The organism is Leucothrix mucor DSM 2157, assembly GCF_000419525.1.
Lineage (GTDB): Bacteria > Pseudomonadota > Gammaproteobacteria > Thiotrichales > Thiotrichaceae > Leucothrix > Leucothrix mucor.
The window spans coordinates 3,597,886-3,613,155 of the sequence record NZ_ATTE01000001.1; the positions used below are offsets into that span (position 1 = coordinate 3,597,886).

Here is a 15,270-nt window from a genome sequence, read left to right on the forward strand (position 1 = left end):
CTGAGACAAATGGTCTACACAATCCGCATATATACATCCTGGATGGCTATACCTGTTTGCCTTCGAAAATATCTTTCAGAGTATCCAGAAATAGTGACTTGCCAAAGCGGCGTGGGCGCGACAGGAAGTAGTAGTCGCCATTTTCAATCCGCTGTAATGCTAAGCCAGTTTTGTCCATATAGGCATAATCTCCAGAGCGGATTTTTCAAATGTTTGAATGCCGATGGGAAGCTTTGCCATGGCTACAGCCTATGATTCGTTTTTTGTAAATTGTCATTGCAAGATACCCCTACTTTGTACTTAAAAACCAACAAACAAACCCTACCTTTGTGCTATTTTAATAGGTAATTAACCCAACCTTTAGGAAAGAATGTTCCAGAGACGAATCTTAACAGCACTAAAAGACTGGTCGGAGAACCCTAACCGCAAGCCGTTAATACTGCGTGGCGCACGGCAGGTTGGCAAAACAACGGCAGTCTCAATGCTGGCTGAACAATTCGACCAATACATCTACCTGAATCTTGAACTAAAGGCAGACCGAGACCTATTTGAGCAGGATTACACTGCACCGGAGCTTTTCGAAGCAATCTGCTTTCTAAACAATAAAGATCCACAAAAGCACCGAACACTGCTGTTTATTGATGAAATTCAAAGCTCTGCAGAAGCCGTCGCAGTTTTACGCTATTTCTATGAAGAGCTTCCTCATATCTACGTGGTTGCAGCAGGCTCGCTATTAGAAAGTTTGCTCGACCGGCATATCAGCTTCCCAGTAGGGCGTGTTGAATACCTTCGGATGCATCCTTTAACTTTTGAAGAGTTTCTTGGAGCAACAGGAGAGACTCAAGCAGTAGAAATGTTAAACCGCATCCCGCTGCCCTCGTTTGCGCATGACAAGCTGCTAAAACTCTTTCACCGCTACACTCTCATTGGTGGAATGCCGGAAATTGTTCAGCGTTATGCCGAGTCGAAGAACCTCGCACAGTTAAAAACCATCTATGAAAGCCTGATTACTGCCTATCTCGACGATGTAGAAAAGTATGCAGACAAGGACTCTAAAGCAGAAGTGATTCGGCACGTGATTCAAAGTGCTTTTACTGAGGCTGGCAGCCGCATCAAGATGGCAGGATTTGGTCAATCAAACTACGGCTCTAAAGAAATATCGGAGGCAATGGCTGTGCTGGAGAAAGCGCTATTACTGCGCCGTATTTATCCGACAACCTCAACCCAATTACCACTCACGCCAAACTTCAAAAAATCACCCAAATTGCAGCTATTAGATACCGGCTTGGTTAACTTCTTCTCTGGCATCCAAACAGAGGTCTTTGGAAGTGATGATTTAAACTCGCTGTATGGTGGTCGGATTATCGAACATCTGGTTGGGCAAGAGTTACTGGCAAGCCATGACTCGATGCAATTTACCCCGTATTTTTGGGTGCGTGAGAAGAACCACACCAGTGCTGAAGTGGACTTTGTACTGGCACATAGAAATAAGATCATCCCTGTTGAAGTTAAATCTGGTGCAACTGGACGTTTACGCTCCCTGCATTTATTTATGGATCAGGTGGAGCATCACTGGGCAGTGCGCTTGTATGCGGGAAAACTGAGTGTTGAGGATGTGGAGACATTGGAAGGAAAACCTTACAAACTGCTGAATCTACCTTATTTCATGGCTAGCAGGCTTGAGGAGTATTTGGATTGGTTTGTTCGATGACAACACCTTCAGCAGCACGGCTATCCAGCCTACGATAAATACTGTGCTATAAACACGCTTTAATCGTTTATTTGGGCCATTACATGCACGCGTTATTACAGCAATATTTTGGCTTTAATGAATTTAGACCTGGCCAAGAACAAGTTATCCAGACCTTAGTTGATGGTCAGAGCGCAGTGGCTATTTTCCCGACGGGGTCGGGGAAGTCACTTTGTTATCAGCTGCCGGCCTTACAACTCCCACATCTCACCTTAGTCGTATCTCCTTTATTGGCATTGATACAAGACCAGCTCGACTTTCTCCGGAGCAAAGGCATCGCTGCGGCGAGTATTCAGTCAATGCAAAGTCATACTGAAGCTGCACAGGTTTACAAACGTGTGACTGCGGGTGAGATTAAAATATTATTTATCTCTGTCGAGCGTTTAAACAATGAGCGGTTTAGAACTTTTTTAAAGACGATACCTATTTCATTATTAGTGGTGGATGAAGCGCACTGCATTAGTGAGTGGGGGCATAATTTTCGCCCAGACTATCTGAAACTCGCCAGTTATCGTGAAGAGTTTGCGATTAAGCAAGTCCTATTATTGACCGCGACGGCGACGCAAAAAGTCATCGAAGATATGGCTGCAAAGTTCCGTATTGACCTCAATAATATTACCCTAACCGGTTCTTATCGCAGTAATTTAAACTTGTCGGTAGTCGGGGTAAATGAAGCGGATAAGCTATCAACATTAGTGCCTTGGTTAACTGCTCGTCAGCAGGAAGCCGGAATTATCTATGTGACCTTACAGCACACCGCAGAACAAGTTGCTGGCGCATTAACTCAGCGGGGCATCGCTGCGACTGCCTACCATGCCGGTTTAGGCAACGAATTACGGCAAGACATTCAACAGCAATTCATGAGTGGACAGCTGCCTTTAATTGTAGCGACGATCGCCTTTGGCATGGGAATTGATAAAAGTGATATTCGTTTTGTCGTGCATTACGACCTCCCTAAGTCAATTGAAAACTATGCACAGGAAATTGGTCGTGCAGGTCGGGATGGTGAAGCATCTGACTGCCTTGTGCTTGCGAATCACAACAACCTGAATGTGTTAGAAAATTTTGTTTATGCCGATACACCCGAAGGCTCCGCCATTGACTTTATTATTAACGAAATAAACCAGTCAGAAGGCGATTGGGAGGTTGTTATGAACAGCCTGTCGAGCCAATCCAATATTCGTTTGTTAGCGTTGAAAACCTTACTCGTTTACTTAGAGCTAGAACACGTGATTCGACCCGCTTATAGCTATTACGCGGAGTATAAATACAAGTTTTTAGTGCCAGAAGCAGAAGTGCTAGCCCGCTTTCAGGGTGAGCGAGCGCAGTTTGTACAAACGATATTTGCCACGTCTGACAAAGCACGGACATGGTCTTCCTTAAACTTTGAGAAAATGCAGCAGACCTATCAGTGTGAAAGAGGACGAGTGCTAACGGCAGTTGATTATTTAGATCAGCAAGGTTTGATTGAGCTACAAACAAAGCAAATGACTCAGGTCTATAAAGTCGATAAAACACAGATAAGCGCTCAACTGCGTGATGAATTAGCTCAGCGATTTGTACAAAAAGAAGAGAGTGAAATCAAGCGCATTCATCATTTGTTGGGCTTCTTTGGGAGTACGCAGTGTTTGAATTTACAGTTAGCGCAGTATTTTTCAGACACTAATTTACAAGGCTCCTGCGGGCATTGTTCTGTGTGTTCGGGGCATCCCGCACAGATGCCTGTAGTGGCAAGTTTAAAAACTTTGTCACACTACAATGCGGATGAGTTAAGTACTGAAATATCTGGAAAACTAGGCGTTAATGACAGTGCGCTTTTAAGGGCTCGATTTTTCTGTGGACTGACGACACCTATTTTTACACGCTTGAAAGTGCGTCAGGTATCTGGCTTTGCTTTGTTAGAGAAGTATCGATTTTCGGATGTATTGGCTTGGTTGGAGCGTTAAATTGGGATAACGAAAAACAGCTTGTCTTCTCTGCCTCAAATCGCTCTAAAGAGGTGATTTCCATAGCATCATCCAATACGGTTTATCACCTTACATACTGACGCGGGTAAGAAATAATGCTAGTTATCAGACCCGCCCGAACTACTAAGAAATCCTTAGTAGTCGGTGTATTTTATAGTGATTGATACTCTCTGAGCTCCTGATCAGCAATTCAAATTCGCCATCAAAAATCTGTATCGAATACACTTTCAATATCCCGTGCAGCATGTAGTACTCGTATAATTTCGATCCACTCGCTCTGCACTCTGTAGAAAATAAGATAGTGCTGATAAGGAAACACACGCAGGCCTTCGATCAAATCATCTCGTTGCCTACCTACTGCCGGATGTGACCCAATCATATCGTGGCAGATCACTTCAATCTTGCCAATAAACTGCAATGCTGCTTCTACATTATTCTGAGCAATATAACGGCCGATTTCAATTAAATCTGATTCTGCCTTCTCCGCAAAACGAACCTTCATGAAGTAATAGATTTTTTAAGTTTTTCCCAGAACTCTGGGGTCGCCTCTTTATGCTGACCATTATCCAGCTCATCTATACCTTTCTGTAGCTCAGCGAGGAGATCCAGCTTCTTCTGCTCCATCAACTCAGCACGTTTACGTAGTCGTAAATGCTCGCCACCGAGTAGTTCGTAATCTTCGATGGAAATTACAATAGCCACGTCTTTGTGGTTACGAGTGACTTTTACTGGCTCACCTTGCTGAACAGTATCCAATAAGTTGCCAAAAGTGTTGCTTGCTTGTCGGGAGCCAATGGTTTGCATAGCTATATCTCTCTGAAGTTACATAGGCCTACTGTAGCTCATGTAGCTACAAATTCAAAGTTCAGGAAATTTAGCTGACTCAAAAATTCCATAAAAAAAGCCCCCAAAAATCGGAGGCCAAACATTTACAAGGTATAACTATTTAACTAAGCCGCTTCAGTTTTCACTTTTTTTTTGATATCGACCAAGTTAGAAGCCTCTGCCTCTACCGGCTCAATCGCCTCAGCAACTTCTTCAACAGCCGCCTCCTCCACTTTCTTACCATGTCTTTCATACAAGAAGCTCAACACCGCTTTACGACAGCGAATATATTCCGGTGACTCCGACATCGCGACCCGATCACGAGGTCGTGGCAGATTAATATCCAAGATCTCACCCACGGTCGCCGCAGGGCCATTAGTCATCATCACGATACGATCAGACAGCAATACCGCCTCATCCACATCATGCGTGATCATAATCACGGTATTACCCAAGTCCTTCTGAATCTCCATGAGCGAGTCCTGAAGGTGCGCACGGGTTAATGCATCCAGTGCGCCAAATGGCTCATCCAGTAGCAGAACCTGAGGCTCCATTGCCAAAGCACGCGCAATACCGACCCGCTGCTTCATACCGCCGGAAATCTCATCCGGCCGCTTATCCATGGCGTGATCCATGTGCACAAGGCTCAGATTGTATCCAATCCATTCCTTCATTTCGGCTTTGCTTTTCTTACCTTTGAATACGCGTTTTACGGCTAGCTCTACATTTTCATAAGCCGACATCCATGGCAGCAAGGAATGGTTTTGGAACACCACTGCCCGCTCCGGGCCCGGCTCATTCACTTCTTTACCATCCAGAATAATGCCGCCTTCAGTGGCTTGGTATAAGCCTGCGACGATATTCAACACGGTGGATTTACCGCAACCGGAGTGTCCGATAATGGAAACGAATTCCCCTTTGGCGATTTTCAGATTGACCTTATCCAGCGCACGGTACGGGCCGTTTGGCGTCGGAAAATCAATCGAGGCTTGGGATATTACTAAATGTTCTTTCTGACTCATTGTCTTCTCTCCGCTTAACGCAAGGCTTGGCTTTTATCCCAGGAAACGTACTTCTGAACCATCAACATACCGCGGTCCAATAAGTAACCCAGAATACCGATGACGATGACCGCCACCATAATACGACCTAGTGAATTGGAGCTGCCGTTTTGGAACTCATCCCAAACGAATTTTCCAAGGCCGGGGTTTTGTGCCAGCATTTCTGCGGCAATCAATACCATCCACGCAATACCAAATGATAGGCGTAAGCCGGTAAAAATCATTGGAATGGCGGATGGCAGTACAATTTTAACCACATGGGTAAACCAGCTCAGGCGCAGCACTTTACTCACGTTCTGCAAATCCTGACTGATATTGGCGACACCGACGGCGGTGTTGATCATGGTGGGCCACAAGCAACACAGCATGACGGTGAGCGCCGAGGTAACGAATGATTTGTCCATCATCGGATCCTCAGACACGTACACCGCGCTGACGATCATGGTGATAATGGGCAACCAAGCTAAGGGTGATACAGGCTTGAAGATCTGAATCAGCGGATTAATAGCGGAGTAAACCGTTTGGCTTAAACCCGCCACTATCCCCACTGGAATGGCGATCAGCGAGGCAATCAAAAAGCCTGCTGTCACCGTGAGTAAACTCGTCCAGATCTGATCAAAAAAGGTCGCCTTGCCGGTGTATGCGCGAATCTTTACTTCTGCGTCAGGGTCTTTTTCCAGCTTCTTGGCATTACGCACTTCTTGTCGCTTAATAAAAGCGTCCTCTTTTTCGCGTGCTTCCTGATGCTCATCCACTAGTCCGACAAACTGCTGGAACACTTGAACGGGCCCCGGTACAGCGCCTAGTGAGGTGACAATTTTGGGCGCACCCATTTGCCAGATTACCAAGAAGATAAAAATACCAATTAACGGAACGGTTATTGTTTTAATCTTTGGGAGTAACCATTCCATTCCCGTTTTTGCATTTGTATTGTCGATTCGCTCAGACATATCATTCACCCTTTTACTTTAAAACAGCCTTACAGCTTGTCATCACCTTTCAGACCAATTTTAAAGGCCTTCAGGTAGTCATTCGGCTTTGTTCCATCAAACGTGATTTCATCAATAAACTCAGTTTGTGGCGGCTTGTAACCTGTTTCTGTGGCGAAATCAGGGAAGTCTTCAGCCTTTAACGTGCCCGCTGCAATCAGCTCTTTAGCGGCAATTGCGTAGATATCCGGGCGGTACACACTTTTGGCTGTTTCTTCAAACCAAGCATCATCTTTAGGATCTGCAATCTGTCCCCAGCGGCGCATCTGCGTCAGGTACCAAACCGCATCGGAGTAGAACGGGTACGTTGCGTTGTAACGAAAGAACACATTGAAATCAGGCACATCACGCTTATCGCCCTTCTCGTACTCGAAGGTTCCGGTCATGGAGTTAGCAATAACTTCTTCATCGGCTCCCACGTATTCAGGCTTAGCCAAAATCTTCACGGCTTCCATGCGATTGGCATTGTCGTTAGCATCTAACCACTCGCCTGCACGGATCAGTGCTTTCACTAAGCGCACGGTCGTATTTGGATATTTTTCAGTGAACTCCTGAGTCAAGCCGAACACTTTCTCTGGGTTATCTTTCCAGATCTCGTAGTCGGTGATGACTGGCACACCAATGCCTTTAAAGACGGCTTGCTGATTCCATGGCTCACCCACGCAATAACCGTTAATGGTTCCGGCTTCCATGGTCGCTGGCATTTGTGGTGGTGGCGTAACTGACAGCTGCGCATCGGCATCAATCTGGCCGGTAATGTCATTTTTATGAGGTGCGTAGTAACCAGGATGAATACCACCTGCGGCTAACCAGTAGCGCAACTCATAGTTGTGAGTCGATACGGGGAATACCATACCCATTTTGAAGGCTCTGCCCTCTTTTTTGAAATCATCAACCACTGGCTTTAAGTAGTCGGCTTTAATCGGATGAACCGGTTTGCCGCCATCCATTGGTACATGCGGCTTCATTTTTTCCCAAACTTCATTAGAAACGGTGATGCCATTTCCATTCAAATCCATTGAGAACGGGGTCACGATGTGGGCTTTAGTTCCGAAGCCAATTGTCGCAGCAATAGGCTGACCGGCTAGCATGTGTGCGCCATCTAACTGACCGTCGATTACGCCATCCAGCAGTACCTTCCAGTTGGCTTGGGCTTCGAGTGTGACGTATAAACCTTCGTCTTCGAAAAAGCCTTTTTCATAAGCAATGGCAAGTGGTGCCATATCAGTAAGTTTAATAAAGCCAAATTTTAGCTCTTCTTTTTCTGGCTCGCCGACTTCTGCAAACGCTGTGCTCGTTGTGAATAGTGCTGTACTCACGGCAACGCTAATTGCCAATGCAGTTAGTCCGCGCTTTAGTAGTGAGCGACGTGTAATCTCCTGATCTTTCAACATGTGTGATACCTTTTTCATCGTTCAGAAACAAAAACGCCCCGAACTCTACAAAGCGGTGGCCGCGCTTAGCAGTGTTCGGGGCGTCATTACCCTGTATGTAATCCCGAGCAACGCTGCTCAGAATTTTATTGATCAATCATCGTTGATTGACTGTTAATTTATATAATGCAATTACTGTGCCAATTTATAAAACCTTTGAAAGTCACGTTATTGGCTAAGCGTTTACTTAGTTTAAAGCCCGCATCGCACCATTTAAGTGATTCCGTTAACGCGCATAGCACGTGAACAGTGCACACTCTAATTAAGCCTTATTCAATGCAATGAGTTGATCACGCAGCTGTTGCAAGGTGATATTTGAGCTTCCCATCGCAATCGATTGGCTGGCTTTTTGCAGCACCCAAGGCGACTGGTTAATCACTTCCTGTTTCACATTATCCATCGGATACGGCAACCCCAACGCTTCTGCAACACCACGGTACAAGTCCAACTGATAGACCTTATCCAAGATATTGCTCGACGCCACCTGCTCCTTCAGCTGACCGGTATGGCGCATTTGTTGGAGAAAGAAAGCGCCGTGAGAATGCCATGGCACTGTCGCGCCGTAGCGGTAGAAGCAGTTAAAGTCTGGCAAGTTGCGCACTGGCTCATCCCCTGCATACTGGCACTCACCCAGCAGCGGGCCGCTAATGTATTCAACTGGCATATTGAGGTACTCAGGTCGCGACAGCCACTCGGCTAGCTCATAACGACTATTTGCCTGATCGGACCACTGTGCGGCTTCCAGTAAGGCGGCAATCAGTGCTTGATGGGTTTGCGGGTGCTCAGTCGCCCACCACTCAGTTACACCGAGTACTTTGCCGGGGCCATTATTCCAAATCTCGTAACTGCTAATGGCAATACAGCCAACACCTTGCTGCACTGCGACCTGATTCCATGGCTCTCCCGCGCTATAGCCATCAATCTGACCACTGGCGAGTTGGGCAACCATTTGCGGCGGCGGAATGACTTTAAACTCCACATCATTAACCGGATCAATTCCCGCATCTTCCAACCAAGCATGTAGCAGATAGTGATGCTGGGAAAACGGGAATACATGGGCAAATACTAACTTTCGTGAGGGATCAGCACGTAATAAAGCCTTTAAGGCGTCGGCTTTAAGTGGCGATTCTAAAAAGCTATCCGGCGCAACTGCACGCATTTCTTTAAGCAACTCACAGGACAAGGTAATCGCAGAACCATTGAGCCCCATACTAAAGGCGCTCTGCATGGGAATACCAAGTCCATCAATCCCCAAACTGGCAGCCAGTGGCATCGGTGCCAACATGTGCGCGGCATCTAAACTGCCAAACGCAACCCGATCCCGAATATTTGCCCACGACACTTCCCGCTCTAAACTGACCTGCAGGCCATATTTTTCAAAGAGACCACGCTCTTGTGCGGCGACTAAAACGGCACAGTCGGTAAGTGGCAAGAAGCCAATTTTTAATTCTGTTTTTTCGGGTGAATACTGCGGAGCGAGCGTCATCCAGCACCTCCGAGTAAAGCCATCGCTGCAATGAAGTTGCGGGCGGCTTCTCCGATTTTCATATTGCGGTCCATCGCCATTTTACGCAGCAGCTGATACGCCTCTTCTTCGCTCAGGTTCCGGTGCTGCATTAAAATGCCTTTGGCTTTGTCCACATCTTTGCGGTCTTGCAGGCGGAGTTTGCAATCTTCCAGCTCAGTTTTCAGTGATTGGAATGCTTTGAAGCGAGCGATTGCCACTTCCATGACTGAGCTTAGGCGGTTTTCTGAAAGGCCGTCGACGATATACGCACTCACGCCGGCATTGATTGCCGCTTGAGTGGTTTCGTAATCGCTGCGTTCAGCGAAAAACACAACAGGCTTGGGGAGTTCACGATTGACCGTGCGTAAGGATTCAAGAGTGTCCCGATCGGGACTTTCCATATCGATGATAATGACATCAGGCATATGCTGACGAACCTGTGCCATCAGGTCACGACTGCCATCAACGCACACGACTTCTAGCTTGCCGGCAGACAGCAGTTCGTTTTGCAAGACACTCGATCGTTCGGCATTACCGTCAACCAGCATGACTTTAAACATGTTCGCATGGCCCATTTGCTTGAATTAACCTAACATCAAGCAAAAAATATGCCATAAGGGCAGTGGCCAGCCATAATACAAACAAGCCGAGGCGCTCATCTCTGAACGCCTCGGCTTGTGATTACAATAACGGTTTTTACTTAGACTCGCTCGAACAGCAAATCCCAAACGCCATGGCCTAACTTTAAACCACGGTTTTCAAATTTAGTCAGTGGGCGGTAGTCCGGACGCTCAGCATAGCCGCCTTCTGGCGCTTGGTTTTTATAATCTGGCGCAGCACTCATCACTTCCAGCATCTGCACGGCATAATCTTCCCAATCAGTCGCCAAGTGCAATACGCCACTTGGCTCAAGCTTGGTCGCTAATAAGGCAACGAATTCTGGCTGAACAATCCGGCGCTTGTTGTGGCGCTTTTTATGCCAAGGATCAGGAAAGTAAATTTGAATACGATTGATCGAGCCATCCGGAATCATCTGATTAATGATTTCCACTGCATCGTGGTGCATAGCGCGCACATTCTTAAGGCTACTTTCACCAACAAGGTGCATTAAATGCCCAACGCCGGGGCGGTGAACTTCAATCCCGAAGAAATCGCGCTCAGGGGCGGCCTTTGCCATTTGTGCTAAGGAGTCGCCATTACCAAAGCCAATCTCCAGCGTAACCGGTGCTTGACGGCCAAACTCGGCGCTCAAGTCTAGTGGCTTGCCTGTGAACTCAATGCCGAATATAGGCCATTGCGTTTCAAGCGCGGTTCGTTGACCGGTAGTAAGACGCCCTTGGCGAAGAACGAAACTGCGGAGCGGACGGTGTTTAATTGGATCAGTCATGGTGCTAATGGGTATCTGGAGGCGCTAAAACGCGAATAGTAAACTGAAATCAGTACGGATGGAAATTCGCAATCAAAAAAAACGGAACTGCTTTTGGCGAGTTCCGTTTTTGTTTCACTTTAAAAAAGTGCTAGATCACTTTTATCGGAAGTTTGCGAAAAACTGCAAACCAACGCCGGTACAAAATACACCGGTCTGGCCATGGATACTTCCCGCTGGTATCTCTGCTGCTTGCCAGTTCGGCAGATCTGTTACGTCAAAGCTTGAGACGTAAGGGTTAGCTGCCCAGTAATCCGTCATGGTCGTCGTATTACTGTAATAAACCACCGGATCCGTTGATGCACCACATAACATAGTTGGAGCCGCTGGCTGCCAATCGCGCATATCCCGCTCGGCAACTAAGGCTCTGATAGGATAAACTGGTGTATCGCCATTCGCCATTAGATCTGACAGATAAAGTGCTCTGAAGTCATCAGATAACAGGTGATCATCTCCGAACCCCATTTGATTTAATGGATTTGCATCTTCTGGTGCCTCACCACTAAACAGCGCAGTAGCGGGCAAACCTGATGCCGCAAAACCACCAGTTCTTGGGAGCGAGTTCTCTGCAAAATCAGCATAGGCAGCATCGTACACTTCAGATGGATCACTATAAATGGTATCTGATTTTTGCATGGCGGTTAACACCATCGGACTATACTGGGTAGCGCCACCGCTTACATAACCTGCGAAGAGCGCATCAAAATAATCCAGTATCGCATAAGGGCCTGAGATCGGCAGTGAAGCAGTCACCGTTTCACCTTTAGCCTCTAGTGCTTTGTGAGTTGCCATAGCAACATAGCCCCCCTGCGAGGCTCCGGCGATAAATAGCTCTGAGGACAAGTCAGCACCAATTTCATCACTGTACTTACGAACATGATCCAGCGCGTCCATCATTTCAGTGGATTGCTGTAGTTCGTCCAGATAAGGGTGATACCCCAGTGAGGAGAATGAGTAACCAGCATAGTTTGGTGCAATAACCGCGTAACCATTTGATGCGTAGGCTGCCAGTAAAAGCATTCCCTCACCCGCTGCATCATTGCTGGAATTTGAGATCATCTGAGATAAGTCATAGCCACGATCAGTCGAAGTACCATGAGCATAAAGCACAACCGGGCGCGGGCCACTACAAGCTGGGTCATCACCGTGCGGCAACATAAATACACCGCTTGAAGTCGTAGACTCCCCTGCCCCACCGACCGTGTCGTAAATCATCCGGTGTATTTTAACGTCGCACAACTCATCGCCTGACTCTGTTGCGCCAAAGCTTTTAAATAATGTATCAGCATCTTCTGAGCTGGTTCGAATACGAGCATAAAGCTCGGAACCAACATCGACTAACTGATTTGGTGCTTTGATGGTTGGGCCGCTATCGCCTGACTGACAGGCCTGTAGGCCTAGCATGCTGCACACCATTAACGGCAATACTTTAAAATTGGTTTTCATTTCGACTATTCCTCTCTCCAAAGGCTTTAGAATGAAACAAAGGCCTGCCTAAGCTAACAACTTATTTAGCTTAAACAACCTTTGAAACCATTCAATCAAACGACTGCGGCGCTTTGTGGCGCCGCAGTAATTGGTGTGACTACTAGAATTTGTAGTTAACGGATAAAGCTAATGCAATTGCATCCGCTTCTACATCGGCGCTGGTGTAGTAACCAGTGGGATCGCTGTCTGTTGCACCTGGTGCGGTGTAATCGATCGTCGTATCTTCAGGATAGATATAAGAAAGGCTGGCATCAACACCTAGCTTCTTACTGAACTGATGAGATGCGCCCATAGAGAACCAGTATGAATCGGAGCGTGGTGCACGTGGAGTACGGTGCTCAGCAGATGGAGTAGGCGTTGGGTCGAAAGCAATACCCGCACGTAGCTTGGTTTTTGGATTCAACTGATAAGTCATACCCGCACCAACACGCACAGTATCTTCCCAATCAAGAGAAGTTACAGAATCAGCCAAAGCGGTATCTGGAAACTCGATCCGAATTTCAGGCATTGAAGACCATTGAGTCCATGTCACGTCGCCATGCACGGTTAACGCATTCGTCATTTTTGTTGCAAACGAGAATGACGCAGATGCTGGAAGCTCAAGCTCGGCTTCTGCATCCTGATCACCTAGACCTGAGGCATTCAACGTTGCATCACCCAAGCCCGCTAAGTTCTTGTGTGTGATGTCAGCCTCACCTTCCAGATCATATTTAACCGAAGAACGGTATCCGAAAGAGAGTGTTGTAGACTTCGTAGGGTGATAAGCCGCACCGATATTGGCACCAAACGCAATACCGCTAGCTTCAACACTAATGTCGCTATCGGTTTCTGCGTTTGAATATCCTGTAAAGCCTAACGCGCCACCATCGGTAGAGCAGGCAGCCGCAATGCTAGCAGCAGCTGGTGACCCTCCGGCTGCAGCAGCACCCGCAATACTTTGACAGGCTAAAGCACCATCAATAGCCTTTGCCAGAATCGCATGACCATACTGAAGGTTCAGACCCGCACCAAAATCCCATTTATCATTCGCTCTCCATGAAAGCGCTGGATTAATGTTGACGGTAGTTAAGCCAGACTCTGTGCCTTCGTAACGTGCGAAACTCACATCGTCATATTCTGTCGCCACACCGAAAGGAATATTGATCCCAAGACCGAACGCGACCTTTTTCTGTGCGCCGATATCGCGCTTATAGAACAGACTTGGAGTGGCAGATAAGCCGCCGGGCTCAGCATCATTGGACGCAGTGCTAGGCTCATCATTGGTACCCACAATCGGGAAACCGTTTAATGGACCTGTATTTTCACCTAGAGTACTACCAGTATTTTTAACAGATAGATCCGCATGAGTGAACGCGACACCAGTATTGACCTGCGTTCCCTCAATCGAGGATAGCAGTGCTGGGTTGTAGAACATTGCAGAAGCATCTTCGGCCATCGCATGTCCTGTAGCCGCATTACCTCCGCCAGAAGCACTTTGTATTGTTACGCTAAAACCGCCAGCTTGCGCAGCAGATGAAAAACAGCACAAAGATATAGACGCAGCCAGAATGCTGCCTCGATTCATTTTCATAAGATAATACTCCTCAGTCTATCTGTTTTCTTGTATGGATTATTTTTTTACGCCCACGGAGATATGCCACCCGCTGCTTAACTTACAATCATACTAAATTTTTTAACCAACCATTAACAAATTGCAACAATTCTACGCATTCGCCAATAGCAAAACTCGCCATAGTTGATAACAAAACTGTTCTGACCTTATGCGATGACACCTCCCATGAAGCCACCGATGCACTTGCTTAGCATTGTTGAGCGCTCTGGATTACGTAAGCTCATTAAGACCTTCTGGCGCATATCTGGAAGTGTCATTAAATCAACCAGCAGGATATTAAATACGGTTTGCTCCTGAAGCGCTGCCGCCTCTAAAAAAGCCATCAGCAAGGATTCATCCTGCAAATCATTCCAACAGCGACCGGAAACCGCTGCCAACACATCAATTTGCTCCGCGAATGGCGAGCTTAAGATGTTTTCGAGTAATCGCATGCGCTCAGCTTTCGCTTCACTACCGGATAAGGCTCGGATCAATGAAGCCATCAAAGGCGCCTGGGGAGAGTCTTTGGCCATTTCAGACGCTAAGCGTTCAGACACAGCCATGCTCAACTTGCCAGAGTACCGTACGTTTTCTAAACACTGCATGAACGTATCCAAGGGCACATCCGGCAGTTTCTCTACTGCCTGAGCTAATGCTTGCGCATTATTATCAACCTCCAAACGTGCAATAACATCCGCGACACCCTGCAAGCCCAAAAACTGCCACTGATCAAAGCCAACTTCGCCCGATAAGTACGACTTTGCATGAGAATAATACTGCGATGGCGCTTGATTTAACTCAACCGTGGCCAATGCATGGAACATCGCCAAACGATCTTCACGTGGCTTGAATGAAAACGGACTCTCTTTCATCGCATCTTGAGCCGCACCGCCCTGCTGATGCGCTTTGATATTGCCATCCACATTGGTTAGCAAATCACGCAAAAAGGAGTCACGAGACTCCAGCTTCAAAAACCCCAATTCATCAATTGGAAAACTCAGAAACCAAATCACTGGCTCGGCTTTGGTTTTCTCATCCCAAAACAGCACTGACAGCCACGCCTTTTGCTGAAAGGGATAAGGATATTGAAATTTCTGCGACTCGATATCGGCAAAGCGCTGATTAGAAATGCGCTGAATCTTTCGCCCCAGATCAAATACCCGATACTGAAAACCACTCATTTTCAAAAAATCACTAATTGTTTCCAGCTGTTGCTGCATCACACACTCCGAA

The 15,270-nt window shown here is 46.9% G+C and carries 13 protein-coding genes and 1 pseudogene; 2 read left to right on the plus strand and 12 right to left on the minus strand.

The genetic code is table 11. From position 1 onward, the window contains the following. Positions 1-52: 52 nt before the first annotated feature. Positions 53-240, minus strand: a pseudogene (locus LEUMU_RS28600) (AAA family ATPase); the annotation flags it as partial. A 130-nt stretch (positions 241-370) separates the two neighbouring features. On the opposite strand from LEUMU_RS28600, the gene LEUMU_RS0116465 reads away from it, so the two are divergent. Next, positions 371-1,711: an ATP-binding protein gene (locus tag LEUMU_RS0116465; protein ID WP_022953397.1), complete on the plus strand. Its 1,341-nt coding sequence runs from the start codon at positions 371-373 to the stop codon at positions 1,709-1,711. Between the two features lie 83 nt (positions 1,712-1,794). Continuing rightward, the gene (locus tag LEUMU_RS0116470; protein WP_022953398.1) at positions 1,795-3,696 is read left to right on the plus strand and encodes a RecQ family ATP-dependent DNA helicase; all 1,902 of its coding nucleotides are present in this window, start codon (positions 1,795-1,797) and stop codon (positions 3,694-3,696) included. 223 nt (positions 3,697-3,919) lie between these two features. Here the strand turns inward: LEUMU_RS0116470 and LEUMU_RS0116475 are convergent, their stop codons facing one another. The 11 genes from LEUMU_RS0116475 to LEUMU_RS0116530 form a co-directional block, all read right to left on the minus strand. Further along, positions 3,920-4,219: a type II toxin-antitoxin system RelE/ParE family toxin gene (locus tag LEUMU_RS0116475; RefSeq protein ID WP_022953399.1), complete on the minus strand. Its 300-nt coding sequence runs from the start codon at positions 4,217-4,219 to the stop codon at positions 3,920-3,922. Then, positions 4,216-4,521 (minus strand): type II toxin-antitoxin system Phd/YefM family antitoxin, encoded by a 306-nt coding sequence (locus LEUMU_RS26530; protein ID WP_022953400.1) that lies wholly within the window; start codon positions 4,519-4,521, stop codon positions 4,216-4,218. Before LEUMU_RS26530 ends, LEUMU_RS0116475 begins: the two co-directional genes overlap by 4 nt. A 146-nt stretch (positions 4,522-4,667) precedes the next feature. After that, entirely contained in the window at positions 4,668-5,564 is an 897-nt protein-coding gene (locus LEUMU_RS0116485; RefSeq protein ID WP_022953401.1) for an ABC transporter ATP-binding protein, read from the minus strand. A 14-nt stretch (positions 5,565-5,578) separates the two neighbouring features. After that, positions 5,579-6,553 (minus strand): ABC transporter permease, encoded by a 975-nt coding sequence (locus LEUMU_RS0116490; RefSeq protein ID WP_022953402.1) that lies wholly within the window; start codon positions 6,551-6,553, stop codon positions 5,579-5,581. A 29-nt stretch (positions 6,554-6,582) separates the two neighbouring features. Beyond that, complete coding sequence (locus LEUMU_RS0116495) at positions 6,583-7,986, minus strand: CmpA/NrtA family ABC transporter substrate-binding protein (RefSeq protein ID WP_022953403.1); 1,404 nt, start codon at positions 7,984-7,986, stop codon at positions 6,583-6,585. Between the two features lie 301 nt (positions 7,987-8,287). Then, complete coding sequence (locus LEUMU_RS0116505) at positions 8,288-9,511, minus strand: CmpA/NrtA family ABC transporter substrate-binding protein (protein ID WP_022953405.1); 1,224 nt, start codon at positions 9,509-9,511, stop codon at positions 8,288-8,290. After that, on the minus strand, positions 9,508-10,107 hold the full coding sequence (locus tag LEUMU_RS0116510) for an ANTAR domain-containing response regulator (RefSeq protein WP_022953406.1): 600 nt from the start codon (positions 10,105-10,107) through the stop codon (positions 9,508-9,510). Before LEUMU_RS0116510 ends, LEUMU_RS0116505 begins: the two co-directional genes overlap by 4 nt. 125 nt (positions 10,108-10,232) lie before the next feature. After that, a complete protein-coding gene (gene trmB / locus LEUMU_RS0116515) occupies positions 10,233-10,919 on the minus strand; it encodes a tRNA (guanosine(46)-N7)-methyltransferase TrmB (protein WP_022953407.1) in 687 nt (228 codons plus the stop codon). A gap of 141 nt (positions 10,920-11,060) precedes the next feature. Further along, on the minus strand, positions 11,061-12,404 hold the full coding sequence (locus tag LEUMU_RS26535; RefSeq protein WP_022953408.1) for an alpha/beta hydrolase family protein: 1,344 nt from the start codon (positions 12,402-12,404) through the stop codon (positions 11,061-11,063). 142 nt (positions 12,405-12,546) lie between these two features. After that, the gene (locus LEUMU_RS0116525) at positions 12,547-14,016 is read right to left on the minus strand and encodes an OmpP1/FadL family transporter (protein ID WP_022953409.1); all 1,470 of its coding nucleotides are present in this window, start codon (positions 14,014-14,016) and stop codon (positions 12,547-12,549) included. A gap of 188 nt (positions 14,017-14,204) precedes the next feature. Then, positions 14,205-15,257 (minus strand): DUF3549 family protein, encoded by a 1,053-nt coding sequence (locus tag LEUMU_RS0116530; RefSeq protein WP_022953410.1) that lies wholly within the window; start codon positions 15,255-15,257, stop codon positions 14,205-14,207. Positions 15,258-15,270: the final 13 nt, after the last annotated feature.